Source organism: Bacillus sp. SIMBA_008 (genome assembly GCF_046535495.1).
Lineage (GTDB): Bacteria > Bacillota > Bacilli > Bacillales > Bacillaceae > Bacillus > Bacillus subtilis.
The window spans coordinates 330,888-357,309 of the sequence record NZ_JAWRWL010000002.1 but is presented as its reverse complement, the minus strand read 5'-3'; the positions used below and the strand labels follow the sequence as shown (position 1 = coordinate 357,309).

Here is a 26,422-nt window from a genome sequence, read left to right as displayed (position 1 = left end):
TTGCTACGTAAAAAACATTTTAGCTGGATGCTCGTCATCCTCATACTGATCGCCGTTTTATCATTTATAAAACTTCCATACTATATTACAAAACCGGGAGAAGCGACAGAGCTTGCTTCATTGATAAAAGTGGAGGGAGGCTACCCGGAAAAAGGAAGCCTGTCCTTAATGACTGTTAAAGTGGGACCGGCTAATCCGTTTACATATGTGTGGGCAAAGATGCACCCTTATTATGAAATTGTTCCTGATGAGAGCATTAAGGAGGAAGGCGAGTCAGATAAGGAGTATATGAAAAGACAGCTCCAAATGATGAAAAGCTCGCAAGAAAATGCGGTTATAGCCGCCTATCAAAAGGCAGGAAAAAAAGTCAGCTATTCCTTTAACGGCATATACGCAAGCTCTGTTGTAGAAAACATGCCGGCAAAAGGGAAAATAGAAGTCGGTGATAAAATCATCAGCGCAGACGGCAAAAACTATCAGTCTGCTGAAAAGCTGATTGATTATATCAGCAGCAAAAAAGCGGGAGATAAAGTCACGTTAAAGATCGAAAGAGAAGAAAAAGAAAAGCGTGTCATCCTTACGTTAAAACAATTTCCTGATGAGCCGGATCGGGCAGGAATCGGAGTTTCGCTTTATACAGACAGAAACGTGAAGGTAGAGCCTGATATTGATTTTGAAATTGAAAATATTGGCGGCCCGTCAGCAGGGTTAATGATGTCCCTTGAAATCTATAATCAGCTGACAAAACCAGACGAAACAAAAGGCTACGATATTGCGGGAACAGGTACCATTGATGTTGATGGGAAAGTAGGCCCGATCGGCGGCATTGATCAAAAAGTCGTCGCCGCAGACAAAGCCGGAAAAGACATTTTCTTCGCGCCAAATCAAAACGGCGCCAGCAATTCCGATTATAAGAACGCAGTAAAAACAGCAAAAGATATTGATTCAAATATGAAGATTGTGCCTGTTGATACCATGCAGGATGCGATTGATTATTTGAATAAGCTGAAAGCGAAAAGCACCTGATTCTCAGGTGCTTTTTCTATACATTTAAAAAGTGTTGTTCATCTTCATCATATCGAATCGGTGCATGTCCGTATTCCTGCAGGTCAAACTCAGTTCTCAGCGGCTCTTCTATTGGCAGGCTGTAAATCCTGCTTGCTTTTACGTCCAGATCGAGAGCTGGATGGGAGAAAGAGGACAGTTTGCTGACAAGCGGAACAGACAGTGCTTTTTTCTTTTCGGATAAATAAGCCTGTCCTTTTTTCGTCATGCCGAGAAGCCTGATATACGGCGCCTTATCGTTGTCAAGCAGCTTTTGCATATCCTGTTTTTTTGTTCTGGTTAAAATGTGTGTATTCATCCGCTGGAGCCTTGTCCACGTATAGCGTTTTGTTTTCAGCAGTTCCATAAATTCCTGATAGGAGCTGGATTTTCTGATCGAACGAAGAATTCTGTGCTCTAAACCTTCCTCCACCTCGTATACTTGCTGTAATTCCTGTGCCGTTACAGTTGAAAGGCTGTATTTTAAGTAAGAAAAGTAGCTCTCAGGTGTATGCCACAATCCGAAAGATTTGCGGTAAGCTGCTAATTCACGTGCAGATGCAGCAGGGAGAAAACGAAGGCAGGCTTCGAGATTCTGGCCAGTCATCGCTTTTCTGATGCTTGTGGCGCTTGCGATGTGGTTTTCGCCTTCAGGGAGATCGGCATCATGATAGTCCGAAGAGATGCGTGCCGTGGTATAAGGTTTCATAGGGTATCCCCCGGTTAGAATCGAAGTCACATACTGGTATCCCAAAATGTTATTTGGTTTTGACAAGTCAAGTGCACTTTCGGTATGCAAAATGGAGCTGAAGGCGCTAGCCGCCGCTGCTGGGTAACTCGTCCCCGTTTTAAGTTCTTCTTTAATTCGGTCATCAAATATATGTTTATGCTCATCAATAAGCTGTGCTGTTTCTAAAAACGGCTTGATATCCCCATTTTCACTCCCGAAAAACAGCGCCTCACATTCAAGTTCGTTCAGGATGGAAACACTGCCGCGTGCAAAAATGTCTGCTTTTTGCACGGCATAAAGATAAGGCAGCTCAATGACAAGATCAACTCCGCTTTGCAGCGCCATTTTTGTTCGGGCCCATTTTGACACAACAGCCGGTTCCCCGCGCTGTAAAAAATGCCCGCTCATGACCGCGATAGCCGTGTCACATCCGGTTTGCCGCTTTGCTGTTTGGGCATGATAAAGGTGACCGTTATGAAAGGGATTATATTCAACCACCAATCCGACAGCTTTCATATTTTTTCCGCCTTTCTTGCTATGTTTAAAAACGTATGGTACATTTGCAAATGAAAACTCTTACGCCTTATTTTTGTTTTAAGTGTATGCATAGCATATTTCGCTGTCAACGATACTTCAATGGCAGCATTATGCTGTAAAGAAAAAATATTGACAAAAACAATCTTAAAAGCTATAATCATGTTTGTTGCTTTCCTGAGGTGATACAAATGAAATGGACGATTTATCAGCTGCATCAAATGCCAAAACAAAGTTTTGAGTTTGATGAAACAGTTGAGTTAAATGAGCTGACAAAGCTGAATTCTGACATTCGCCGCATTTCTCCCGTCCGGGTGAAGGGCAGAGCGGATATCAAATCCAAACAGGTTTCGTTTGATTTTACAATTTCAGGCGAAATGATTTTGCCATGCTCAAGAACACTCGTTGATGTCCCGTATCCATTTGAAATTTCAACAAAAGAACTGTTTATATTTCATCACACGGATGATATAGAAGATGATGACGTTCATATTGTTGAGGACGATACTATCGACTTAACTCCGATCGTGAAAGAAGAAATTCTTTTAGAAATCCCTATGCAAATCTTTTGTGAATCTGAACAAGAAAAAGGAGCTGCTCCTCAAGAAGGAAAGGATTGGCAAGTCATTTCGGAAGAAGACAAGAAGAATCAAGTTGATCCGAGACTTGCAGCCCTTGAAAAGCTCTTAAAACAAGATGATGAATCTTAACTCTTTAAGGAGGTGGGAATAATGGCTGTACCTTTTAGAAGAACTTCTAAAATGAAGAAAAGATTGCGCCGTACACATTTCAAACTTAATGTACCTGGTATGACAGAATGTCCGTCATGCGGAGAGATGAAGTTGTCTCACCGTGTATGCAAAGCATGCGGATCATACAACGGCAAAGACATAAATGTAAAAAGTAACTAATAAGAAAAGCGCGGGGTGAAAGCCCTGCGCTTTTTCTTTTTCTCTTCCTGTCAGCTTGCGGAAAATTTGTGAGTGCAAATAGTCTATCTAATCTATTACCGGCATATGTATGAGATAAATAAGCTGACATGGAGGGAGATTGAATTTGACCATTACAAGACAAGATGCTTGGACTCAGGATGAGGATTTGCTGCTGGCAGAAGTGGTGCTTCGTCATATTCGAGAGGGAGGAACACAGCTTTCAGCCTTTGAGGAGGTTGGAAGGGCGCTGACCAGAACCGCGGCAGCCTGTGGTTTCAGGTGGAACTCGTATGTGAGAAAACAATACCAGTCAGGTATAGAGCTTGCAAAAAAGCAAAGGAAAGAACTGAGAAAGCAAATCGGCGTTCATTCGGTCAATATGCCGAATTCCATGAAGCAGACTGCCTCGGCATCGTCAGAAGGAAAACGAGATTTGTCCATTCAGGATGTCATTCAATTTCTCGAACAATTCAAAGAAGCACCGTCTGCACAAGAATTTCAGCTTGAAAGGGAAAAATTGAAGGAGCAAATCCAATCGCTGCAAAAAGAGCTTGAGGATTTGCGGAGTGAAAATCAGACATTGCGGAATCAGCTAGAGATGACAGAAGAGGATTACAAGGCACTGATCGATATCATGGATCGGGCCAGAAAAATGGTTGTTTCGAAGGAAGACGGAAGAATGAAAAAAACGGCTCAAGAAACATAAAGAAACGCCTGAAATGAACCGGCCCTATAGTAAGAATAGGCCGGTTGTTTTGATTTCTATGCAGACTCTCCTGGTGTCATTTCGCGATCCATATCAGGATGCCAGATGAGCGGGTTTTCCCCTTTGTCCCGCGCCATATCATACTTAACAGTTTTAAAGTTCATTTTGTTCCAAAATTCCGCTGATTTCATTCTCGGATTTGTCCGGATCGGCATTTTGAATGATTTTGCAAATTCAACCAAGGCTCTCCCATATCCCCTGTTCTGGTAGCCCGGAAGAACCTCAAGCTTCCACAGCTCCAAATAATCCTGGCGGTTGTCAAAATAGGGATTCGATTTGCCGTTAACTTGATACAGACTCATTCGTGCTACAAGTTTATCGCCAAAATAAATCCCGTAAAAAGGCGAGGTGCTGTCATTTTCAATAATATTATCCTGAAGTTCTTCAAGCATTGAAAGCTCCTGAATGCCGTATTCTTTGAATTTCTTGAATTCTTCCAGCGTTTTATAGTTGATAAGCAGACGTTCTACCTTTGTCAAACAAATCTCCCCCTTTGTTGTTTCTACATATATTGTAAACGCTTTATTTAAAAAATCCAAATATTTAAACTTTAATTTTAAGCACATGGGATCTTTGAGAAGTAATTTCTTCTTACTTCTGCTATGATAATACGTAAATGCTAAATTGGGTGTGACATCATGAAAATTGGAATTATCGGCGGAGGCTCCGTCGGTCTTTTATGCGCCTATTATTTGTCACTTTATCACGACGTGACTGTTGTGACGAGGCGGCAAGAACAGGCTGCGGCCATTCAGTCTGAAGGAATCCGGCTTTATAAAGGCGGGGAGGAATTCAGGGCTGATTGCAGTGCGGACACGAGTATCAATTCGGACTTTGACCTGCTTGTCGTGACAGTGAAGCAGCATCAGCTTCAATCTGTTTTTTCGTCGCTTGAACGGATCGGGAAAACGCATATATTATTTTTGCAAAACGGCATGGGGCATATCCACGACCTAAAAGACTGGCACGTTGGCCATTCCATTTATGTTGGAATCGTTGAGCACGGAGCTGTAAGAAAATCGGATACAGCTGTTGATCATACAGGCCTAGGTGCGATAAAATGGAGCGCGTTCGACGATGCTGAACCAGACTGGCTGAACATCTTGTTTCAGCATAACCATTCGGATTTTCCGATTTATTATGAGACGGATTGGTACCGTCTGCTGACGGGCAAGCTGATTGTAAATGCGTGTATTAATCCTTTAACTGCGTTATTGCAGGTAAAAAATGGAGAACTGCTGACAACGCCAGCTTATCTGGCTTTTATGAAGCTGGTATTTCAGGAGGCATGCCGCATTTTAAAACTTGAAAACGAAGAAAAGGCTTGGGAGCGGGTTCAGGCCGTTTGTGGGCAAACGAAAGAGAATCGTTCATCCATGCTGGTTGACGTCATTGGAGGCCGGCAGACGGAAGCTGACGCCATTATCGGATACTTATTGAAGGAAGCAAGTCTTCAAGGTCTTGATGCAGTCCACCTAGAGTTTTTATATGGCAGCATCAAAGCATTGGAGCGAAATACAAACAAAGTCTTTTGAGCTTTTTCGGTAACATGCTATACTCATTTCGGATCACTAACTATTTATTGGAGAAAGGAAGTTCTAGAAGATGCAGCTAACTGAACTTTCCATCAAAAATCAGAATGTGTTTGTACAGCACTATATAGATGGCAAAGAAGAAATGTCTTCTTTTTTTGATTACAGTATTCATCATAAGGACATGTGGCGAGAAAGACTGGAAGACTTATCTTCTCGGTTTTTCGCAAGAGAGGAATTGGCGGCGTACTTAACCTCTTACCATAATAAATTCGGTTCAAGTGCGATGCAGTCTGCTATTGAGAAGCTGAAGGACCCGTCAAGTGCCGCTGTAGTCGGCGGACAGCAGGCAGGACTTTTAACAGGACCGCTTTACACCATACATAAAATCATTTCAATCATTGTTTTAGCAAAGCAACAAGAAAAGGAACTGCAAGTGCCTGTCATACCAATCTTCTGGGTGGCTGGAGAAGACCACGATTTGGATGAGATTAATTTTGTTCACACATCTGAAGAGAATGGGCCTGTGAAAAAAAAGCTGCCTCAGTCTTATTGGAAGAAATCATCAGCAGCGAGTACATCGCTTGATCAGGAAAAGTGTGCCGCGTGGATAGATGATGTTTTTGCCGCTTTTGAAGAAACAGACCATACGAATACACTTCTCGACAATGTGAAACGATGTTTAAGGGAATCTGTTACGTTTACTGACTTCTTTGAGCTGTTGATCGCGGATTTGTTCCAAGAAGAGGGCTTAGTTTTATTAAATTCTGGAGATCCGGGGATTAAAAAGCTGGAAACGGCCATGTTCCAAAAGATTCTTCGAGAAAATGATGAACTCGCCCGCGCTGTATCAGATCAGCAGGCCTTCATGCGTCAAGCAGGCTACAAACCGATTATCGAGTCCGGAAAAGAGCAGGCGAATCTGTTTTATGAATACGAAGAAGAGCGTTTTTTAATTGAAAAAGACAACGGCCGATTTGTCATCAAAGAGCTTGATCTAGGATGGACGAGGGATGAACTTCATACACATATGGAAGAACATCCAGAGCGTTTCAGCAACAATGTTGTAACGAGACCGTTAATGCAGGAATTTCTCATTCCGACTTTAGCATTTATTGCAGGGCCTGGGGAAATCAATTATTGGGGCGAGCTCAAACAGGCATTTGCGGTGATGGGCTTCAAAATGCCTCCTGTCATGCCAAGGCTGAACATTACGATACTTGAGCGGCATATTGAGAAAAAACTGGTTGAACGGAATATCTCATTACAAGACGCGATTGAGCGCGGAACGGAGAATCAAAGAGAGACATACTTCGAGCGCCAGATTCCGGAAGAGTTTACGGCGGTGATGGATCAGGCGAAAAGCCAAATTGAAGCGATTCACAAAACGGTCCGGCAGGAGGCGTTAAAGGTTGATCAAAGCTTGGAACCTTTACTCCTGAAAAATGCCGCTTTTATACAGGATCAGCTTCAATTCTTAGAGCGCACGGTGATGAAGCGAATTGAAGAAAAAGAAGGCTACGTCTTGAAGGATTATGAAAGAATTCAAAATAGCATTAAGCCGCTTCTTGCGCCGCAAGAAAGGATTTGGAATATCATGTATTATTTGAACAGGTACGGTCCAAAATTCTTCACGACATTCAAGAATCTGCCATTTTCTTTTCAAAATCAACATCAAGTTGTCAAACTTTGAAATAAAGTTTTAAAGAACCCTGACTAGTTCAGGGTTTTTTTTTATGGGTAAACAGTGTAAAATGAAGTTGTGGAGCGAAGTGGTGAATAGTGGTGAGTTAAGGAGAGAAAGTGGGGCAAGAGATCATGTTTATGGGTGAATATCAGCATACCATCGATGCGAAAGGCCGCATGATCGTACCCGCTAAATTCAGAGAAGGCCTAGGTGAGCAATTTGTGCTGACTAGAGGACTTGACCAATGTCTCTTCGGCTACCCTATGCACGAATGGAAACAAATTGAAGAAAAACTAAAAGCTCTTCCTCTCACAAAGAAAGATGCCCGCGCGTTTACCCGTTTCTTCTTTTCAGGGGCGACTGAATGCGAACTGGACAAGCAAGGCAGGGTAAATATCGCATCATCTCTATTGAATTACGCCAAACTGGAAAAAGAATGTGTTGTTATCGGGGTTTCTAATCGAATTGAATTGTGGAGTAAAGTAATTTGGGAACAATACACAGAAGAGCAAGAAGATTCATTTGCTGAAATTGCTGAAAACATGATTGGGTTTGATATATAATGATTCTTCGTGTATAACACTCTAAAAACAATTTCAATTCATCCTGATAAAAGGTGGGACCAACACAATATGTTTCAACACAAGACAGTACTTCTTCGTGAAACCGTAGACGGACTTAATATTAAACCAGACGGTACATATGTAGACTGCACACTCGGCGGAGCTGGGCATAGTACATACTTATTGCAGCAGTTATCCGAGAAGGGGCGTTTAATCGCTTTTGACCAAGATGATACGGCATTACAGCATGCTAAAGAAGTGTTGTCCGATTATAAAGGACAGCTCATTCTGATTAAAAGCAATTTCAGGTATTTAAAAGAATGTTTGAATGAACAAGGCATTACAGAAGTAGACGGCATTTTATTTGATTTAGGGGTGTCCTCTCCGCAGCTGGATACACCGGAGCGCGGATTCAGTTACCATCATGACGCACCGTTGGACATGAGGATGGACCAGTCGGCTACGCTTTCGGCGAAAGAAGTCGTTAATGAGTGGCGCTATGAGGATCTCGTCCGTATTTTCTTTAAATACGGAGAAGAGAAGTTCAGTAAACAGATCGCCAGAAAAATTGAGGAGGCAAGAATGAAGTCTCCTATTCAAACTACGGGCCAACTGGTCGATCTAATAAAAGACGCGATTCCCGCTCCAGCGAGAAGGAGCGGCGGACATCCCGCTAAACGCGTGTTTCAGGCAATCAGAATTGCCGTAAACGATGAACTTAGGGTGTTTGAAGAAGCTTTGGAGCAGGCAATTGAGGTTCTGAAGCCAGGGGGCAGGGTATCGGTCATTACCTTCCACTCGCTAGAAGACAGAATTTGCAAAACCACTTTTAAAGAAAAGTCGTCGCTTCCGGAACTTCCTCCGGGGCTTCCTGTTATACCGGAAGAGTTTGAACCGGAGCTGAAGCTCATCACACGAAAACCGATTACGGCATCTCAAGAAGAGCTTGAAGAGAACAACCGGGCTCGTTCTGCCAAGCTTCGGATTGCTGAAAAAAGAAAATAACGAAACGCGAACGCAAAATTAAAAGGAGGTCATCAGCCTATGAGCAATTTAGCTTACCAACCAGAGAAACAGCAGCGGCATGCGATCAGTCCTGAGAAAAAAGTGATTGTCAAGAAAAGGGCTTCCATTACTCTCGGAGAAAAAGTGCTTCTTGTCCTCTTTGCTGCGGCGGTGCTCAGCGTATCGCTTTTGATCGTATCGAAGGCGTATGCGGCATATCAAACCAATATTGAGGTTCAAAAGCTTGAGGAGCAAATTTCATCCGAAAATAAGCAAATTGGTGACCTCGAAAAAAGCGTTGCTGATTTAAGCAAACCGCAGCGCATTATGGACATTGCGAAAAAGAACGGCTTGAATTTAAAAGATAAAAAAGTGAAAAACATACAGGAATGATTCAAATGCCAAAAAAGAATAAATTTATGAATAGAGGAGCAGCGATTCTAAGTATTTGTTTCGCTCTCTTTTTCTTTGTCATCCTGGGGAGAATGGCATATATTCAAATAACCGGAAAAGCGAATGGCGAAGTGCTTGCGACAAAAGCGACAGAGCAGCATGAAAAGAAACGGACCATCGAAGCGAGCCGCGGCTCGATTTTAGACCGAAAAGGAAAAGTCATTGCCGAGGACACAGCGACGTATAAATTGATTGCGATTCTCGATAAAAAAATGACCACTGATGTCAAGCATCCTCAGCATGTTGTAAACAAAGAAAAAACGGCGGAAGCATTGTCTAAAGTGATAAACTTGGACAAGGCCGACATCCTTGATATCTTAAATAAAGATGCAAAACAAGTCGAGTTTGGCTCAGCTGGCCGGGATATTACGTATTCACAAAAGCAAAAAATTGAAAAAATGAAACTCCCGGGCATTTCATTTTTGCGGGATACAAAACGCTACTATCCAAATGGTATTTTTGCATCCAATTTAATCGGCTATGCCGAGGTTGATCAAGACACAAATGAAATTTCCGGCGCGATGGGGTTAGAAAAAGTGCTGGATAAGTATTTGAAGGAGCGCGACGGATATGTGACATATGAAAGCGACAAATCCGGCTGGGAGCTCCCGAACAGCAAAAATAAAATTACAGCGCCAAAAAATGGTGACAATGTATATTTAACCATTGACCAGAAAATTCAAACCTTTTTGGAAGACAGCATGACAAAAGTGGCGCAAAAGTATAATCCGAAAAAAATCATGGCCGCAGTCGTTGATCCGAAAACGGGCAAAGTCCTTGCCATGGGACAGCGCCCAAGCTTTGATCCGAACAAGCGCGATGTGACAAACTACTATAATGATTTGATTTCATATGCGTATGAGCCCGGATCAACGATGAAGATCTTTACACTCGCTGCTGCGATGCAGGAAAACGTGTTTAATGCGAACGAAAAATATAAATCAGGTACGTTTGAAGTTGGCGGGGAACCTGTCAGGGACCATAATAGAGGTATAGGCTGGGGGCCGACAACCTATCATGACGGCGTCCTTAGATCGTCAAATGTTGCATTTGCGAAACTGGCGAAAGAAAAGCTGGGATATGACCGTCTTAATCAATATTTACACAAATTCAATTTTTATCAAAAAACAGGTATTGATTTGCCAGGAGAAGTCTCCAGTAAAATCAACTTTAAATATGAATTTGATAAGGCGTCAACCGCATACGGACAAGCGTCTGCAGTCACACCAATTCAGCAGCTTCAGGCCGCAACGGCAATTGCGAATGACGGCAAAATGATGAAACCTTATGTGATTGACCATATCGTTGATCCCGATAAAGATAAAACCATCTATCAAAATAAGCCAGAATCAGCCGGAACCCCAATTTCTGCAAGCACAGCGAAAAAGGTGCGGGATATATTGGGAGAAGTTGTTACGTCGAAAATCGGAACAGGGCAAGCCTATAAAATCGAAGGATTTGATGTTGCCGGGAAAACAGGTACTGCGCAAATAGCCGGTAAAGGCGGATATCTAGACGGAACAGATGACTATATCTTTTCGTTTATGGGTATGGCACCAAAAGATGATCCTGAGCTTTTAATTTATGTTGCTGTACAGCAGCCGCAACTCAAAGCAGGACAAAGCAGTTCAGATCCGGTATCAGAAATCTTCAACCCGACAATGAAAAACAGCCTGCACTACCTGAACATTGAACCAACTGAAAAATCTGACTCAGATAAGGAAGAAACAAAAGCGCAGACAATGCCTGATTTAACAGATCAAACGGTAGCTGCTGCTCAAAAGAAAGCAAAAGAGGAGAATCTCACACCAATTGTCATTGGCAGTGATGTCGCTGTAAAAGAACAGTATCCGAAAGCGGATGAGGAAGTTCTCACCAATCAAAAGGTCTTCCTGAAAACGGGCGGCAAAATCAAAATGCCTGATATGACAGGGTGGTCGAGAAGAGAGGTTCTTCAGTACGGCGAGCTCGCGGGAATTCATATTGAAGTAAGCGGACAAGGCTACGCTGTCAGCCAAAGTGTTAAGAAAGACAAAGAAATCAAAGACAAAACCGTAATCAAGGTTAAGTTTAAAAATCCTGATTAAAAAGAAAGCCTGCGTTATGCAGGCTTTCTTTTTTTATGCCTTCAGGGGAGCATCGTTCTACCTGTCCAATTTCAGGCATAAAATGAAACAAGCCTAAATAAGGAGTGAACGGTCTCTTGCGCGTCTCGAATGTAACGGTTAGAAAACGTTTATTATTTGTTTTGCTTTTTGGCGTGATCGTGTTTCTGATCATTGATACAAGGCTGGGGTATGTTCAGTTTGTGATGGGCGAAAAACTGACTTCGCTAGCGAAAGATTCCTGGAGCCGGAACTTGCCGTTTGAGCCGGAGAGAGGCGAGATTCTGGATCGGAATGGTGTGAAGCTCGCAACAAACAAAAGTGCGCCGACCGTATTCGTCGTGCCGCGCCAAGTTCAGAATCCGATGAAAACGAGCAAGCAGCTTGCGGCGGTGCTCAATATGTCAGAAGAAAAAGTATATAAACATGTGACAAAAAAAGCGTCAATCGAAAAGATCACTCCTGAAGGGAGAAAAATTTCAAATGAGAAGGCGAAAGAAATCAAAGCGCTTGATTTAAAAGGTGTGTATGTTGCGGAGGACAGTATCCGTCATTACCCGTTCGGCAGCTTTTTATCTCATGTGCTTGGATTTGCAGGAATTGACAACCAAGGGCTCCTTGGACTTGAAGCCTATTACGACGATGATTTAAAAGGGGAAAAAGGTTCTGTTAAGTTTTATACAGATGCCAAGGGTAAAAAAATGCCTGATGAAGCGGATGACTATACGCCGCCTAAGGATGGGCTTGATATGAAGCTGACGGTTGATTCAAAGGTCCAGACGATAATGGAAAGAGAGCTTGATAACGCTGAGGCCAAATATCATCCGGACGGCATGATTGCCGTAGCCATGAATCCGAAAAACGGAGAAATTTTGGGGATGTCTAGCAGGCCTGATTTCGACCCTGCTGATTACCAATCTGTTGATCCGTCCGTCTACAATCGAAATCTGCCAGTATGGAGCACGTATGAACCGGGATCTACCTTTAAAATTATTACACTTGCAGCAGCCCTTGAAGAGCAAAAAGTAAATTTGAAACGGGATCAATTTTATGATAAAGGGCATGCGGAAGTGGACGGAGCGAGACTGCGGTGCTGGAAAAGAGGCGGGCACGGGCTGCAGACGTATCTGGAAGTTGTGCAGAACTCCTGCAACCCAGGGTTTGTTGAATTAGGCGAGCGCTTAGGAAAGGAAAAGCTTTTCAAATATATCAAAGACTTTGGTTTTGGACAAAAAACGGGGATTGATCTCCAAGGCGAGGGAACAGGCATCTTATTCCCGCTTGAGAGAGTGGGCCCGGTGGAGCAAGCAACTACGGCTTTCGGACAGGGAGTATCCGTCACGCCGATTCAGCAGGTTGCAGCAGTATCCGCCGCTGTAAACGGAGGAACCCTCTACACACCTTATATTGCAAAGGAATGGATCGATCCTGTTACGAAGAAAACGGTCAAAAAACAATCACCAATCGCAAAGAAACAAGTCATTTCTGAGGAAACATCCAAACAAATCCGCTATGCTCTAGAAAGCGTCGTCGCAGAAGGAACCGGCCGCAATGCATTTGTAGAAGGATATCGTGTCGGAGGAAAAACGGGGACTGCGCAAAAGGTTAAAGATGGAAAATACCTTGAAAACAACCATATTGTATCATTTATCGGTTTCGCGCCAGCTGATGATCCGAGTCTAGTCGTCTACGTTGCGGTGGATAACCCGAAAGGCACGATTCAATTTGGCGGAACGGTTGCAGCGCCTATTGTCGGAAATATTATGAGAGACAGCCTGCCGGAACTTGGTGTGAAGCCCCGGAAAAATCAAATCGAGAAAAAATACCAATGGAACGACACAAAAACAATAGAAGTTCCGAATGTTGTAGGGATGTCTGTCTCAGATCTTGAGTCACTATTGGTGAATCTCAATGTGGATGCTTCTGGGAAAGGGAGCAAAATCGTTAAACAATCGCCAGCTGCCGGAACGAAAGTAAAAGAAGGCTCAAAGATACGCGTGTATTTGACTGAAGAAGATGAAAAGGAGGCAGCCGATTGATTCGGACTGCCTATTCTTTTATTGCAGAAAAAATGCTGATATCTTTCAAGATTAGCTGGATGTATCCTTTTATTTACGCTAAAATATGAACTGTATGCTTAAAATCATTACCACATCATTTGATGTGACTTCAATGATAAAAAGAACGAATTAGAATGTTGAGAGGTTTGATACGATGAAACTTACAAAGCTGCTTACATACTTAACAACCGAACCTTCTGTAAACGACTCACAAGACCCTGAAATAACTTCAATTGAGATGGACTCCAGAGAAGTAAAGAAAGGGAGTCTTTTTGTATGTGTAAAAGGGTATACGGTGGATGGCCACGATTTTGCGCAAAAAGCAGTAGAAAACGGCGCAGCGGCTATTGTGGCAGAAAGAAAGGTCGATGTGGATGTTCCTGTTATTATTGTCCGGCAGTCCCTTCGCGCGCTCAGCGTTTTGTCTGATGCGTTTTACGGACAGCCGACGAAGAAGCTTCAGCTGATTGGGATAACGGGAACAAACGGCAAAACATCAACGACCCACATGGTCGATGAGATTCTGAAAAAAGCGGGAAAACGCACAGGCTTGATCGGTACAATGTACATGAAAATCGGAGACGAAACACTTCCTGTTAAAAACACGACTCCGGAAAGCGTCACGCTGCAGAAAACGTTTAAGAAAATGAATGACAAGCACGTTGACACTGCAATCATGGAGGTTTCTTCCCACGCTTTGTCTTTAGGACGCGTCCATGGCTGTGATTATGATATTGCCGTGTTTACAAATTTAACACAGGACCATCTGGACTATCATAAAACGATGGATGAGTACCGGCATGCAAAAAGCTTGCTCTTTTCCCAACTTGGCGGGGCTTTCAACCATGAACATCCAAAGCGTGCCGTCCTGAATGCTGACGATGAGGCGAGCGCTTATTTTGAAAAGGTAACAGCTGCGCATATCTCTACATACGGAATTAAAAACGATGCTGATGTGATGGCGAAGAACATCAGTATCACTGCACAGGGCACAAGCTTTGATCTCGTGACAAACAAAGGCACCAAACACATCACGATGTCTCTCGTCGGACAATTTAATGTGTATAACGTGCTGGCCGCTGTTGCGACATGTATTGCAGCAGGCATACCGTTTGAAATCATCACTGAGGCTGTTGAAGAATTGCATGGTGTAAGAGGCCGTTTTGAATTGGTCAATCAGCAGCAGGAGTTTCCTGTCATTGTAGACTACGCGCACACACCGGACAGCCTTGAAAATGTGCTGGAGACATGTAGAGATATGACGGAAGGAAAGCTATTTGTCGTTGTCGGCTGCGGAGGAGACAGAGATAAGACGAAGCGCCCGAAAATGGCTAAAATTGCTGTGGAGCTGGCTGACGAGCCGATTTTCACGTCAGATAACCCGAGAAGCGAAGATCCTCGCGCGATTTTAAGAGATATGGAAGCCGGAGTAGAGAACGCATACTATCACAGTATTGCAAACCGCGAGCAGGCGATCTTTTTCGCAATTGCCAATGCCAAAAAAGGCGACGTTGTCCTCATTGCCGGAAAAGGACATGAAACCTATCAGCAGATCGGAAATGAAACTTTCGATTTTGATGATGCTGAAGTAGCGGCGAGAGCCATTGTTGAACTCAATAAGAATAAGACGAATTCATAGAAAAGAGATGTTACTGAATAATGGAGCTTGAAAAGATTTTTCATATGGAAAAAAATCATGAATATGATAACTACGTATGTCGTTTGAAAGAAACAGGAGGAGAAAAGGACAATGCTTGAGCAAGTCATTCTGTTTACAATTTTAATGGGGTTTTTAATTAGTGTTCTGCTCTCTCCGATTCTTATTCCGTTTTTAAGAAGATTAAAATTCGGCCAGAGTATTAGAGAAGAAGGACCGAAATCACATCAGAAAAAATCAGGGACACCGACAATGGGCGGGGTCATGATCATACTTTCTATCATAGTGACAACAATTGTTATGACACAGAAGTTTTCAGAAATAAGCCCCGAAATGGTGCTGCTTCTGTTTGTTACGCTAGGCTACGGTTTGCTTGGCTTTTTAGATGATTACATCAAGGTTGTCATGAAGCGCAATCTTGGATTGACATCAAAGCAAAAGCTGATCGGACAAATTATTATTGCAGTTGTATTTTACGCCGTGTATCATTACTACAATTTTGCGACGGATATTCGCATTCCTGGAACTGACTTATCATTTGATCTTGGCTGGGCTTACTTTATCCTTGTGCTCTTTATGCTTGTCGGCGGATCAAACGCAGTTAACCTGACTGACGGCCTTGACGGGTTATTATCCGGTACTGCGGCGATTGCCTTTGGCGCCTTTGCCATTTTGGCATGGAATCAGTCTCAATATGACGTAGCGATTTTCTCAGTTGCCGTTGTCGGTGCAGTTCTGGGCTTCCTTGTATTTAATGCTCATCCGGCTAAAGTTTTTATGGGAGATACGGGATCGCTTGCATTGGGAGGAGCCATCGTTACCATTGCCATTTTAACGAAATTAGAGATCCTGCTGGTTATCATCGGCGGTGTATTCGTTATCGAGACATTATCCGTTATTTTGCAGGTCATCAGCTTTAAAACGACAGGTAAACGAATCTTTAAAATGAGTCCGCTTCATCACCATTATGAGCTTGTCGGCTGGTCTGAATGGAGAGTAGTCGTGACGTTTTGGGCTGCGGGACTTTTGCTTGCCGTTTTAGGAATTTACATCGAGGTGTGGTTATAAGTGGGAAATGATCAATTTTTACAGAAACAGCATTTTTTAATCCTTGGGCTTGCGAAAAGCGGATATGCGGCGGCCTCCATTCTTCATGAAAAAGGCATTTATGTTGCAGTCAATGACCAAAAGCCTTTTGAAGAAAATGAACCGGCACAAAAGCTTTCTGAAAAAGGAATCGAAGTTGTTTGCGGAGAGCATCCAGTTTCTCTGTTCGATCAGCATCAAATCACGATTCTGATCAAAAACCCGGGAATTCCTTATGAAAATATTATGGTTCAGGAAGCGGAGAAAAGAGGCATTCCGGTTTGGACGGAAATTGAGCTCGCTTACTACCTGACCAGCGCCAAGTTTATCGGGATTACCGGATCGAACGGTAAAACGACCACGACAACGCTAATTTACGAAATGCTCAAAGCTGGCTCGCAAAAAGCACTGATTGCCGGAAACATCGGCACAGTCGCAAGTGAGGTTGCCTATCATGCTGATGGAGATGAATGGATCGTTACTGAACTGTCTTCGTTTCAGCTGATGGGAACACACGCTTTCAGACCGGAAATCAGCCTGATTTTAAATGTATTTGACGCCCATCTGGATTATCACCATACGCGCGAAAACTATGAAAAAGCGAAACAGAAAGTATACCTTCATCAGACTGCTTCAGATAAAGCCATTGTCAACCAGGATGATGAAACCGTCGTGCGTCTTGCTGAAGCCGGAAAAGCCGAAATCGTCCCATTTTCAGTCAGCAAAACGCTTGAACAGGGCGCATATGTAAAAGACAGTATGATTATGTTTAACGGCGAAGCCATTCTTCCTTTGGAAGAGGTTGTGCTGCCCGGTGCTCATAACCTGGAGAACATTTTAGCAGCTATTGCAGTTGTGAAAACGGCAGGAGCATCCAATGAGGCGGTTAAAAAGGTGCTGACAAGCTTTACTGGTGTGAAGCACCGCCTCCAATATGTCACAACTGTGAATGGCCGCAAATTTTATAACGACAGTAAAGCAACAAACATTCTGGCGACAAGCAAGGCGCTTTCAGCTTTTGATAAGCCGGTCATTCTGCTTGCGGGCGGACTGGATCGCGGAAATGGTTTTGATGACTTGAAACCTTATATGAAGCATGTCAAAGCAGTGCTTACATTTGGCCAGACGGCGCCAAAACTCGAGAAACTCGGCAATGAACTGGGAATACAACATGTCAAACGTGTCGATAATGTTGAACAAGCAGTATCTGCGGCGTTTGCGCTCTCAAATGAAGGAGATGTCATCCTGCTGTCACCCGCGTGTGCGAGCTGGGATCAATTCAAAACATTTGAAGAACGCGGTGACATGTTTATAGATGCCGTGCATATGCTTAAGTAAGGGCTTGTCTTGAAGTAAATCGGCAGCCCTAATGACTTTAAGCTTGGGGTGTCGATTGCTTTGACTACTAAAAAAACATCGCCTGATTTGTTATTGGTCATCATTACGTTATTATTATTAACAATCGGATTAATTATGGTGTACAGTGCGAGTGCGGTATGGGCGGATTATAAATTTGACGACTCATTCTTTTTCGCGAAACGGCAGCTTTTGTTTGCGGGAATCGGCGTCATTGCTATGTTTTTTATCATGAATGTCGATTATTGGACTTGGAGGACATGGTCCAAATTGCTGATGGTTATCTGCTTTTTCCTTCTGGTGCTTGTTTTGATACCGGGCGTCGGAATGGTGCGGAACGGTTCAAGAAGCTGGATCGGAGTCGGAGCATTCAGCATACAGCCTTCAGAGTTTATGAAGCTTGCGATGATTGCATTCCTTGCTAAATTTCTCTCTGAAAAACAAAAAAACATCACATCGTTCAGACGGGGGTTCGTCCCTGCACTTGGCATCGTGTTTTCAGCATTTTTGATTATCATGTGCCAGCCTGACCTCGGAACGGGGACAGTAATGGTCGGAACTTGTATTGTCATGATTTTTGTAGCCGGTGCGCGGATCGCCCATTTCGTCTTTCTCGGCCTGATCGGCCTCAGCGGATTTGTCGGGCTCGTACTATCAGCTCCATATCGGATTAAGCGGATTACCTCATACTTAAATCCATGGGAAGACCCGCTCGGAAGCGGATTTCAGATCATTCAATCGCTTTATGCAGTGGGGCCCGGTGGGTTGTTCGGAATGGGGCTCGGACAAAGCAGACAGAAGTTCTTTTATCTGCCTGAGCCGCAAACAGACTTTATTTTCGCCATCTTGTCAGAGGAGCTGGGCTTTATCGGGGGAACACTTATTTTGCTCCTCTTCAGCGTCCTGCTGTGGAGAGGAATCAGAATTGCGCTTGGTGCCCCTGATCTGTACGGAAGCTTTGTCGCAGTCGGCATTATTTCAATGATTGCCATTCAAGTCATGATCAATATCGGCGTAGTCACGGGCCTGATTCCTGTAACAGGCATCACGCTCCCGTTTCTGAGCTACGGAGGCTCTTCATTGACTCTAATGCTGATGGCAGTTGGTGTGCTGCTGAATGTAAGCCGCTACTCGAGGTATTAACGAATGTATGTCCAAGCTTCCTGTCTAACATGAAGCTTGGAAACAATTGATGCGATAACCCTGTCCAACAAAACAGGGTTATCGTTATGTTATAGAGAAACTTAGACTGGGGGAAAAAAGAAATGCGAATTGCAATAAGCGGAGGCGGTACAGGGGGACATATTTATCCTGCTCTTGCTTTTATTAAAGAAGTGCAAAGACGTCATCCTAATGTGGAATTTTTATATATCGGAACAGAAAACGGGCTAGAGAAAAAAATTGTTGAGCGGGAGAATATACCGTTTCGTTCAATTGAAATTACAGGATTTAAAAGAAAATTGTCATTTGAAAATGTCAAGACTGTGATGCGTTTTCTGAAGGGCGTCAAAAAGAGTAAATCGTATTTAGCGGAATTTAAGCCCGATGCCGTAATTGGAACGGGCGGTTATGTATGTGGGCCGGTTGTCTATGCCGCTGCGAAAATGGGAATTCCGACTATTGTCCACGAACAAAACAGCCTGCCGGGCATCACGAATAAGTTTCTTTCAAAATATGTTAATAAAGTAGCGATTTGTTTTGAAGAAGCGAAATCACATTTTCCTAGCGAGAAAGTTGTATTTACGGGAAACCCGAGAGCCTCTGAAGTCGTCTCAATAAAGACGGGACGATCAATGGCTGAATTTGGGCTTTCTGAAGTCAAAAAAACGGTCTTAATTTTCGGCGGAAGCCGAGGCGCTGCACCGATTAACCGCGCTGTCATTGACATGCAGGATGCGCTGAAAACAAGAGACTATCAAGTGCTGTATATCACCGGTGAAGTTCACTATGAAAAAGTAATGAATGAGCTGAAAAGCAAGGGTGCCGCTGATAATATGGTCACAAAGCCGTTTCTTCATCAAATGCCTGAGTATTTAAAGGCCATTGATGTCATTGTGGCTAGAGCCGGTGCGACAACGATTGCCGAAATTACTGCTCTCGGAATCCCAAGTGTTCTGATCCCGAGTCCATATGTGACAGCGAATCACCAGGAGGTCAATGCGAGGTCTCTTGGCCAGCATGATGCGGCGATTGTACTGAAAGAAACAGAGCTCAGCGGGGAGAAGCTGATTGAAGCGCTAGACCGGATTGTACTGAATGAGCAAACGTTAAAGGAAATGAGCGAACGAACAAAGTCACTCGGTGTTCCTGACGCGGCTGCCCGTTTATACAGCGTACTCGAGGAATTAAAAAAATAGTAGAAAAGCAAATGGAATGCGGAGGTTTACGATGGAGAAAGTGATACAGGAATTAAAAGAACGCGAAGTCGGCAAGGTTCTTGCAAATGAACCACTCGCGAATCATACAACGATGAAAATCGGCGGACCTGCGGATGTATTGGTCATTCCAAGCAGTGTGGATGCTGTTAAAGACACCATGGACGTGATTAAAAAATATGATGTGAAGTGGACAGTCATCGGCCGCGGATCAAATCTTCTTGTTTTAGATGAAGGAATTAGAGGCGTAGTAATCAAGCTGGGTGCGGGTCTTGACCATTTGGAGCTTGAAGGGGAGCAAGTAACAGTCGGAGGCGGTTATTCAGTGGTCCGCCTTGCTACATCATTGAGCAAAAAAGGCCTGTCCGGTTTGGAATTTGCTGCCGGCATTCCAGGATCAGTCGGCGGAGCGGTTTATATGAATGCCGGCGCTCACGGTTCTGATATGAGCGAGATCCTCGTCAAAGCGCATATTTTGTTTGAAGACGGAACGATTGAGTGGCTGACAAATGAGCAGATGGATTTCAGCTACAGGACATCTGTACTGCAAAAGAAACGCCCGGGCGTTTGCCTTGAAGCTGTTTTGCAGCTGGAGCAGAAGGATAAGGAATCAATCGTTCAGCGAATGCAAAGCAATAAAGACTATAGAAAAAATACACAGCCGTATTCAAGTCCTTGTGCGGGAAGCATATTCAGAAATCCGCTTCCCAATCATGCCGGGAACCTTGTAGAAAAAGCAGGCTTGAAAGGATATCAAATCGGCGGTGCAAAGATATCGGAGATGCACGGAAACTTCATCGTCAATGCGGGGGGAGCATCAGCAAAAGATGTGCTTGATCTCATTGACCATGTGAAAAAGACAATCCGTGAAAAATACGAGATTGATATGCACACAGAGGTTGAAATCATCGGCGGAAATCGCTGATTCAAGTTCTGACTGAAGCTGTTCATATGATATACTGTAAGCAAACGACAAACGGCATCATAGTATGCCGTTTGTTTTGGAATAGACAGACTTTTAACAGCTGTTTCATTTGAATGAGGTGAACAGGCAATGAACCCGGGTCATGACCGAGAAAAAATCGTTAACATTGAAGAGCGGATCCCTAAAATTAAAGAGCAGAGGAAACAAAAGGCAAACCGCCGTCTCATTTCATTTATTATGCTCTTTTTTATTATGGTGCTGATCATTGTGTACCTGCAAACACCAATCAGTAAAGTATCAACAATCTCTGTTACAGGGAATGAAAATGTATCAAAAAAGGAAATTATCGACCTTTCCGATATTAACAGCGGAGATACTGAGTTTTGGAGTTTGGACAAGCAAAAAACAGAAAAGAAGATTCAGCAAAATAAATTAGTGAAAAAAGCGGAGATCAGCAAATCGCTTCCTAATAAAATCAACATTGCAATCGAAGAATATAAAGCGATTGCTTATTTAGAAAAAGACGATGTGTACTATGAAGTGCTTGAAAACGGCTCAGTTCTGCCAAACGAAGTAACGCCGGATGATGCCGGACCGATTTTAGTGAATTGGACAAACGCGAAGAAGCGGTCTCAAATGGCCAAGCAGCTCGATGCGTTGTCAAATTCGTTAAAACAGTCGATTTCAGAGATATATTATACGCCTGTAAAAATGGATGAAAACCGTATTAAGTTGTACATGAACGACGGTTATGTTGTCACTGCATCTATTAAAACGTTTGCAGACCGAATGAAGACGTATCCTTCTATCATTTCTCAGCTAAGCAGCAATAAAAAAGGAATCATTCATTTAGAAGTTGCCACCTATTTTGAAGAGTTTGGGAAAAACGATAAAGCTGCTAAAAAGGAAGATGAAAATTGAGGGGCAAATCAGCAGTCCTTCTTTCCTTGATTATGCTTATCGCAGGCTTTTTGATTTCATTTTCTTTTCAAATGACAAAAGAAAACAACAAAAGCGCGGCTGAGACGGAAGAGTGGAAAAAAGAATATGCGCTGAGAGATGAACTTCTGAAACAAGAGAAAGAAAATAAGAAGCTTGAAAAAGAATTATATCAAAAGCAAAACAAAGTCCGCCAGGCGGAAAATAAGCTGAAGAAAGAGAAGACGGAATACTATAATGTCCTCGAAGATACAGAAAAATACAGGATGTATATTGGGGAAGTCGGTGTGCAGGGAGAAGGCGTTGAGGTGACATTGGAAGATGCGTCATACATACCGGAAGGGGAGAATGTGAATAGTTACATCGTTCACGAAAGCCATATCTTCCAAGTAGTAAACGAACTGTATATCTCAGGAGCGGCAGCTGTCGCCGTTAATGGACAGCGTTTGACGCATGATTCGTATATCAAATGCAATGGTCCTGTGGTAACGGTAGACGGGGTGCAGCATCCCGCTCCGTTTACGGTATCCGCTATTGGAGATCCAGATGTCCTGCTGCCCTCGTTAAATATCGCAGGAGGCCTAATTGATCAGCTGTCAATGGATCATATTTCTGTGTCGGCAGAAAAAGAGAAAAACGTACAAATGAAACCGATTCTGAAAACGAAGGAATGACTGAAAAAGCGGGTGAAATAGATTGAAAATAAAGCGTTCCTTCATAAGCATCAGTGTGCTTATGGTCATCTTCGGCCTGATGATATCTGTTCAGTTTAATTCGTTAAAGCACCCCAAAGTCCGGGATACAAGAGATATGTGGGATATTAGGGAAGAGCTGACATCAGAGCAGAAGAAGCAGGAAAAGCTGCTGGCTGAAATAAACAAATATGACAAACTGCTGAATAGCTATTCGCAAACGAAAGAAATGACAAAAGAAACCGCGCTAAATAATACCTTGCAATCCTTAAAAAAAACAGCCGGCATGACCGATATAACAGGTAGCGGAATTGTCATTACGATTTCCCCGCTTTTTTCTGAAAGCTTAACAGGAGAGCCGGTCGAAAATCCGCCTCCGGATTTGCTGAAAAAGCTGATTAATGAACTCAACTCCTACGGTGCAGAGCATATCTCGATTAACGAGCGAAGAGTTGTGAATCATACAGTCATCAGAGATATAAACGGCACTACAAAAATAGACGGATACGCCCTTGACGATTATCCTTTAACAGTAAAAGTGCTTGCCAAAGATCCGGACATGTTACACAGCAGAGTGAAGGGGTCAGGCCTTGAGGATCTTTTTGCATCTGAAAATTTAGCATTAAAAGCCGGTAAATCTGAAAGCAAACTAACATTAAAAGCATATGACAGACCACTGGACGTACAACAGCTGAAACTGCTTAAAGACTGAAAAGGAGGAGAATTGTCATGTGGCTGCCCGTGTTGGGACTGGTGCTCGGAATAGCGATTGGACTAATGACAAACTTAACGATACCGAGTGAATACTCAAACTATTTATCGCTTGCGGTGCTTGCCGCACTTGATACATTAATCGGCGGAATCAGGGCGCATTTACAAGGTACATATGATGAAATGGTATTTGTTTCCGGTTTCTTTTTTAATATTATATTGGCAATAAGTTTAGCTTTTCTGGGAGTCCATCTTGGTGTAGACTTGTATTTAGCAGGTATATTCGCATTTGGAGTCAGATTATTTCAGAATATAGCCGTTATCAGAAGAAATCTACTAACAAAGTGGACTCTTTCTAAAAAAAATAAAAAAAATGTGATATAAAAGAGGATATACATAGGATATAACGAATATTTTCAATAAACATAAAATGTGAAAAGCACATAAAAATATTCTGTTGTTATTTTTTGTTACACACTTGTAAAGCCACATTCATTGTATTGTTGTTCCGCAAATAATAGAATAGAAATGATCGAAATGTGAGGAGGTGCCATAGAATGAACAACAATGAACTTTACGTCAGTCTTGACATCGGTACGTCCAATACAAAAGTGATCGTCGGAGAAATGACAGATGATTCCCTTAATATTATCGGTGTGGGAAATGTACCGTCTGAAGGGTTGAAAAAAGGCTCAATCGTTGATATAGATGAGACCGTTCATTCTATAAGAAAAGCGTTTGACCAAGCTGAAAGAATGGTAGGTTTTCCGCTTAGAAAAGCTATTGTCGGCGTTAATGGAAATTATATCAATATTCAAGATACAAACGGTGTTGTAGCAGTTTCCAGTGAAAATAAAGAAATTCAGGTTGAAGATGTACGCCGTGTCATGGAGGCGGCACAGGTTGTTTCCGTACCGCATGAACAGCTGATTGTTGACGTCATTCCTAAACAGTTTATCGTAGATGGAAGAGATGAAATCACCGACCCGAAAAAAATGCTGGGTGTGCGTTTAGAAGTAGAGGGCACCTTGATCACCGGTTCAAAAACAATCTTACATAACTTACTCCGCTGCGTTGAAAGAGCTGGTATTGAAATAACTGATATTTGCCTTCAGCCGCTGGCAGCCGGTTCTGCTGCATTATCAAAGGACGAGAAAAACCTTGGTGTGGCTCTCATTGATATAGGGGGAGGGTCAACAACCATTGCCGTATTCCAGAACGGACATCTCACTTCTACCCGTGTCATTCCTCTCGGAGGCGAAAATATCACCAAAGATATCTCCATCGGATTGAGAACGTCAACAGAAGAAGCAGAACGCGTGAAAAAGCAATTTGGACATGCCTACTATGACGAAGCCTCGGAAGATGAAATATTTGAGGTAACCGTTATAGGCACCAATCAAAAACAAACATTTACACAGCAAGAAGCAGCGAATATCATTGAAGCGAGAGTAGAGGAAATTCTTGAAATTGTTTCAGAAGAGCTTCGCAGTATGGGAATTACCGATCTGCCGGGAGGCTTCGTGCTGACAGGAGGACAAGCAGCTATGCCGGGTGTCATGTCTTTGGCACAGGATGTGCTGCAAAACAATGTCAGAGTGGCAAGCCCGAATTATATCGGTGTAAGAGATCCTCAATATATGACGGGAGTGGGCCTGATCCAATTCGCCTGCCGGAATGCAAGAATCCAAGGCAGAAAAATAGGCTTTAAGATGCCTGAAGAAGCGATACAGGAAATCGCAGTCTCATCATCTGAGGAACAAGAGCAGCATCATCACCAAAATGAGGTGCAGCAGCGGCCAAAAGGAAAACAAAAAACACAAGCCGAACATAATAAACAGAGCAAAATGAAAAAACTATTAAGCATGTTTTGGGAATAGATAGATAGTCATTCGGCAGATTAGGAGGATTTAGCATGTTGGAGTTCGAAACAAACATAGACGGCTTAGCATCAATTAAAGTAATCGGAGTAGGAGGCGGCGGTAACAACGCCGTTAACCGAATGATTGAAAATGAAGTGCAAGGAGTAGAGTATATCGCGGTAAACACGGACGCTCAAGCTCTTAACCTGTCAAAAGCAGAAGTGAAAATGCAAATCGGCGCAAAGCTGACTAGAGGATTGGGAGCAGGTGCGAATCCGGAAGTCGGGAAAAAAGCCGCTGAAGAAAGCAAAGAGCAGATTGAAGAAGCACTTAAAGGTGCTGACATGGTATTCGTGACAGCTGGTATGGGCGGCGGAACAGGAACAGGTGCCGCACCGGTTATCGCACAAATCGCGAAAGACTTAGGCGCATTAACAGTCGGCGTTGTGACAAGACCGTTTACCTTCGAAGGACGCAAAAGACAGCTTCAGGCTGCAGGCGGAATCTCGGCAATGAAAGAAGCGGTGGATACACTGATCGTGATCCCGAACGACCGTATCCTTGAAATTGTTGATAAAAACACACCGATGCTTGAAGCATTCCGTGAAGCGGATAACGTACTTCGCCAAGGGGTTCAAGGTATTTCTGACTTAATTGCTACACCTGGTCTTATCAACCTTGACTTTGCTGATGTGAAAACAATCATGTCAAACAAAGGATCTGCTTTGATGGGTATCGGTATTGCTACTGGGGAAAATCGCGCGGCAGAGGCAGCAAAAAAAGCAATTTCCAGCCCGCTTCTTGAAGCGGCCATTGACGGTGCGCAAGGTGTCCTCATGAACATCACTGGGGGAACTAACCTCAGCCTATATGAGGTTCAGGAAGCAGCAGACATCGTCGCTTCGGCATCTGATCAAGACGTAAACATGATTTTCGGTTCTGTTATTAATGAGAATCTAAAAGATGAGATTGTGGTGACAGTGATTGCAACCGGCTTTATCGAACAAGAGAAGGACGTGACGAAGCCTCAGCGTCCAAGCTTAAATCAAAGCATCAAAACACACAATCAAAGTGTTCCGAAGCGTGAGCCAAAACGTGAGGAGCCTCAGCAGCAGAACACAGTAAGCCGTCATACTTCACAGCCGGCTGATGATACGCTTGACATCCCGACATTCTTAAGAAACCGTAATAAACGCGGCTAATGTAAAGGACAAAATCGTTTTCGATTTTGTCCTTTTTTGTTTTTCTCTTCACACTTTCCTTCTTATAAAGTCTTTTTCCCTATTACTTCCTTCGCTTAGTAACAAAACAGATAATTAGACCTATTTATTTTTGTGACATTTTTATCATTTTCATATATATGGAAATTGAATGACATGAAACGACAATATCTGTAATTCAGATTGTC

The 26,422-nt window shown here is 43.1% G+C and carries 26 protein-coding genes; 23 read left to right on the top strand and 3 right to left on the bottom strand.

The genetic code is table 11. From position 1 onward, the window contains the following. Window positions 1-1,026, top strand: a complete 1,026-nt coding sequence (gene ddcP, locus SB658_RS07210) for a protease DdcP (protein WP_032725643.1) — start codon at window positions 1-3, stop codon at window positions 1,024-1,026. Between the two features lie 16 nt (window positions 1,027-1,042). Here the strand turns inward: ddcP and SB658_RS07205 are convergent, their stop codons facing one another. Both SB658_RS07205 and SB658_RS07200 read right to left on the bottom strand, forming a co-directional pair. Next, entirely contained in the window at window positions 1,043-2,290 is a 1,248-nt protein-coding gene (locus SB658_RS07205) for a nucleotidyltransferase (protein WP_144500789.1), read from the bottom strand. Then, window positions 2,287-2,472, bottom strand: a complete 186-nt coding sequence (locus SB658_RS07200; RefSeq protein ID WP_103803451.1) for a hypothetical protein — start codon at window positions 2,470-2,472, stop codon at window positions 2,287-2,289. Before SB658_RS07200 ends, SB658_RS07205 begins: the two co-directional genes overlap by 4 nt. 27 nt (window positions 2,473-2,499) lie before the next feature. Between SB658_RS07200 and SB658_RS07195 the strand changes: the two genes are divergently transcribed. The 3 genes from SB658_RS07195 (at window position 2,500) to gerR (ending at window position 3,946) form a co-directional block, all read left to right on the top strand. Beyond that, window positions 2,500-3,018: a YceD family protein gene (locus tag SB658_RS07195; protein ID WP_014479718.1), complete on the top strand. Its 519-nt coding sequence runs from the start codon at window positions 2,500-2,502 to the stop codon at window positions 3,016-3,018. Window positions 3,019-3,039: 21 nt separating this feature from the next. After that, window positions 3,040-3,219: a 50S ribosomal protein L32 gene (rpmF, locus tag SB658_RS07190; protein WP_003154457.1), complete on the top strand. Its 180-nt coding sequence runs from the start codon at window positions 3,040-3,042 to the stop codon at window positions 3,217-3,219. Window positions 3,220-3,364: 145 nt separating this feature from the next. Then, window positions 3,365-3,946 carry a sporulation-specific transcriptional regulator GerR gene (gene gerR / locus SB658_RS07185; protein WP_014479720.1) on the top strand — a complete coding sequence of 194 codons (582 nt, stop codon included), beginning with the start codon at window positions 3,365-3,367 and terminating at the stop codon, window positions 3,944-3,946. 56 nt (window positions 3,947-4,002) lie between these two features. On the opposite strand, the gene SB658_RS07180 is transcribed toward gerR, so the two are convergent. Beyond that, window positions 4,003-4,485, bottom strand: a complete 483-nt coding sequence (locus SB658_RS07180) for an N-acetyltransferase (protein WP_003244940.1) — start codon at window positions 4,483-4,485, stop codon at window positions 4,003-4,005. 159 nt (window positions 4,486-4,644) lie between these two features. On the opposite strand from SB658_RS07180, the gene SB658_RS07175 reads away from it, so the two are divergent. The 19 genes from SB658_RS07175 to ftsZ all read left to right on the top strand — a co-directional run bounded on the left by SB658_RS07175 (window position 4,645) and on the right by ftsZ (window position 26,216). Next, the gene (locus SB658_RS07175) at window positions 4,645-5,541 is read left to right on the top strand and encodes a 2-dehydropantoate 2-reductase (RefSeq protein ID WP_015252144.1); all 897 of its coding nucleotides are present in this window, start codon (window positions 4,645-4,647) and stop codon (window positions 5,539-5,541) included. Window positions 5,542-5,611: 70 nt separating this feature from the next. Beyond that, window positions 5,612-7,231 carry a bacillithiol biosynthesis cysteine-adding enzyme BshC gene (gene bshC, locus SB658_RS07170; RefSeq protein WP_046381003.1) on the top strand — a complete coding sequence of 540 codons (1,620 nt, stop codon included), beginning with the start codon at window positions 5,612-5,614 and terminating at the stop codon, window positions 7,229-7,231. A gap of 125 nt (window positions 7,232-7,356) precedes the next feature. Then, window positions 7,357-7,788 (top strand): division/cell wall cluster transcriptional repressor MraZ, encoded by a 432-nt coding sequence (mraZ, locus tag SB658_RS07165; RefSeq protein ID WP_003221402.1) that lies wholly within the window; start codon window positions 7,357-7,359, stop codon window positions 7,786-7,788. Between the two features lie 69 nt (window positions 7,789-7,857). Beyond that, on the top strand, window positions 7,858-8,793 hold the full coding sequence (rsmH, locus tag SB658_RS07160; protein ID WP_014479723.1) for a 16S rRNA (cytosine(1402)-N(4))-methyltransferase RsmH: 936 nt from the start codon (window positions 7,858-7,860) through the stop codon (window positions 8,791-8,793). Window positions 8,794-8,832: 39 nt separating this feature from the next. Continuing rightward, window positions 8,833-9,186, top strand: coding sequence for a cell division protein FtsL (ftsL, locus tag SB658_RS07155; RefSeq protein ID WP_003232200.1), 354 nt, complete (start codon window positions 8,833-8,835; stop codon window positions 9,184-9,186). 5 nt (window positions 9,187-9,191) lie between these two features. Beyond that, window positions 9,192-11,333 carry a penicillin-binding protein 2B gene (gene pbpB, locus SB658_RS07150; RefSeq protein ID WP_434781020.1) on the top strand — a complete coding sequence of 714 codons (2,142 nt, stop codon included), beginning with the start codon at window positions 9,192-9,194 and terminating at the stop codon, window positions 11,331-11,333. 116 nt (window positions 11,334-11,449) lie between these two features. After that, complete coding sequence (locus SB658_RS07145; protein WP_003245048.1) at window positions 11,450-13,390, top strand: stage V sporulation protein D; 1,941 nt, start codon at window positions 11,450-11,452, stop codon at window positions 13,388-13,390. Between the two features lie 175 nt (window positions 13,391-13,565). Continuing rightward, window positions 13,566-15,050, top strand: a complete 1,485-nt coding sequence (locus SB658_RS07140; protein ID WP_041850857.1) for a UDP-N-acetylmuramoyl-L-alanyl-D-glutamate--2,6-diaminopimelate ligase — start codon at window positions 13,566-13,568, stop codon at window positions 15,048-15,050. A 111-nt stretch (window positions 15,051-15,161) separates the two neighbouring features. Further along, a complete protein-coding gene (gene mraY, locus SB658_RS07135; protein WP_003232192.1) occupies window positions 15,162-16,136 on the top strand; it encodes a phospho-N-acetylmuramoyl-pentapeptide-transferase in 975 nt (324 codons plus the stop codon). Continuing rightward, window positions 16,137-17,492, top strand: coding sequence for a UDP-N-acetylmuramoyl-L-alanine--D-glutamate ligase (murD, locus tag SB658_RS07130; RefSeq protein ID WP_015715846.1), 1,356 nt, complete (start codon window positions 16,137-16,139; stop codon window positions 17,490-17,492). It abuts the gene before it with no gap. A 60-nt stretch (window positions 17,493-17,552) separates the two neighbouring features. Beyond that, window positions 17,553-18,653 carry a stage V sporulation protein E gene (spoVE, locus tag SB658_RS07125; protein WP_003244810.1) on the top strand — a complete coding sequence of 367 codons (1,101 nt, stop codon included), beginning with the start codon at window positions 17,553-17,555 and terminating at the stop codon, window positions 18,651-18,653. 122 nt (window positions 18,654-18,775) lie between these two features. Then, window positions 18,776-19,867 carry an undecaprenyldiphospho-muramoylpentapeptide beta-N-acetylglucosaminyltransferase gene (gene murG / locus SB658_RS07120; RefSeq protein ID WP_080529286.1) on the top strand — a complete coding sequence of 364 codons (1,092 nt, stop codon included), beginning with the start codon at window positions 18,776-18,778 and terminating at the stop codon, window positions 19,865-19,867. A gap of 31 nt (window positions 19,868-19,898) precedes the next feature. Further along, entirely contained in the window at window positions 19,899-20,810 is a 912-nt protein-coding gene (gene murB / locus SB658_RS07115; protein WP_144500786.1) for a UDP-N-acetylmuramate dehydrogenase, read from the top strand. 129 nt (window positions 20,811-20,939) lie between these two features. After that, a complete protein-coding gene (gene divIB / locus SB658_RS07110; RefSeq protein WP_021479335.1) occupies window positions 20,940-21,731 on the top strand; it encodes a cell division protein DivIB in 792 nt (263 codons plus the stop codon). Next, the gene (locus SB658_RS07105; RefSeq protein WP_014476745.1) at window positions 21,728-22,423 is read left to right on the top strand and encodes a DUF881 domain-containing protein; all 696 of its coding nucleotides are present in this window, start codon (window positions 21,728-21,730) and stop codon (window positions 22,421-22,423) included. Before divIB ends, SB658_RS07105 begins: the two co-directional genes overlap by 4 nt. A 22-nt stretch (window positions 22,424-22,445) precedes the next feature. Further along, window positions 22,446-23,153, top strand: coding sequence for a DUF881 domain-containing protein (locus SB658_RS07100; RefSeq protein ID WP_032725658.1), 708 nt, complete (start codon window positions 22,446-22,448; stop codon window positions 23,151-23,153). Between the two features lie 17 nt (window positions 23,154-23,170). Then, window positions 23,171-23,536: a small basic family protein gene (locus SB658_RS07095; protein WP_003238683.1), complete on the top strand. Its 366-nt coding sequence runs from the start codon at window positions 23,171-23,173 to the stop codon at window positions 23,534-23,536. Between the two features lie 173 nt (window positions 23,537-23,709). Beyond that, entirely contained in the window at window positions 23,710-25,032 is a 1,323-nt protein-coding gene (ftsA, locus tag SB658_RS07090; RefSeq protein WP_003232169.1) for a cell division protein FtsA, read from the top strand. A gap of 35 nt (window positions 25,033-25,067) precedes the next feature. Continuing rightward, window positions 25,068-26,216: a cell division protein FtsZ gene (gene ftsZ / locus SB658_RS07085; RefSeq protein ID WP_003232167.1), complete on the top strand. Its 1,149-nt coding sequence runs from the start codon at window positions 25,068-25,070 to the stop codon at window positions 26,214-26,216. Window positions 26,217-26,422: the final 206 nt, after the last annotated feature.

Bases quoted from the DNA above. Each gene is read 5' to 3' on its own strand.
- SB658_RS07205 (WP_144500789.1), bottom strand. From the start codon at position 2,290: ATGAAAGCTGTCGGATTGGTGGTTGAATATAATCCCTTTCATAACGGT.
- SB658_RS07200 (WP_103803451.1), bottom strand. From the start codon at position 2,472: ATGATTATAGCTTTTAAGATTGTTTTTGTCAATATTTTTTCTTTACAG.
- SB658_RS07195 (WP_014479718.1), top strand. From the start codon at position 2,500: ATGAAATGGACGATTTATCAGCTGCATCAAATGCCAAAACAAAGTTTT.
- rpmF (WP_003154457.1), top strand. From the start codon at position 3,040: ATGGCTGTACCTTTTAGAAGAACTTCTAAAATGAAGAAAAGATTGCGC.
- SB658_RS07175 (WP_015252144.1), top strand. From the start codon at position 4,645: ATGAAAATTGGAATTATCGGCGGAGGCTCCGTCGGTCTTTTATGCGCC.
- bshC (WP_046381003.1), top strand. From the start codon at position 5,612: ATGCAGCTAACTGAACTTTCCATCAAAAATCAGAATGTGTTTGTACAG.
- mraZ (WP_003221402.1), top strand. From the start codon at position 7,357: ATGTTTATGGGTGAATATCAGCATACCATCGATGCGAAAGGCCGCATG.
- rsmH (WP_014479723.1), top strand. From the start codon at position 7,858: ATGTTTCAACACAAGACAGTACTTCTTCGTGAAACCGTAGACGGACTT.
- ftsL (WP_003232200.1), top strand. From the start codon at position 8,833: ATGAGCAATTTAGCTTACCAACCAGAGAAACAGCAGCGGCATGCGATC.
- pbpB (WP_434781020.1), top strand. From the start codon at position 9,192: ATGCCAAAAAAGAATAAATTTATGAATAGAGGAGCAGCGATTCTAAGT.
- SB658_RS07140 (WP_041850857.1), top strand. From the start codon at position 13,566: ATGAAACTTACAAAGCTGCTTACATACTTAACAACCGAACCTTCTGTA.
- mraY (WP_003232192.1), top strand. From the start codon at position 15,162: ATGCTTGAGCAAGTCATTCTGTTTACAATTTTAATGGGGTTTTTAATT.
- murG (WP_080529286.1), top strand. From the start codon at position 18,776: ATGCGAATTGCAATAAGCGGAGGCGGTACAGGGGGACATATTTATCCT.
- murB (WP_144500786.1), top strand. From the start codon at position 19,899: ATGGAGAAAGTGATACAGGAATTAAAAGAACGCGAAGTCGGCAAGGTT.
- divIB (WP_021479335.1), top strand. From the start codon at position 20,940: ATGAACCCGGGTCATGACCGAGAAAAAATCGTTAACATTGAAGAGCGG.
- SB658_RS07095 (WP_003238683.1), top strand. From the start codon at position 23,171: ATGTGGCTGCCCGTGTTGGGACTGGTGCTCGGAATAGCGATTGGACTA.
- ftsA (WP_003232169.1), top strand. From the start codon at position 23,710: ATGAACAACAATGAACTTTACGTCAGTCTTGACATCGGTACGTCCAAT.
- ftsZ (WP_003232167.1), top strand. From the start codon at position 25,068: ATGTTGGAGTTCGAAACAAACATAGACGGCTTAGCATCAATTAAAGTA.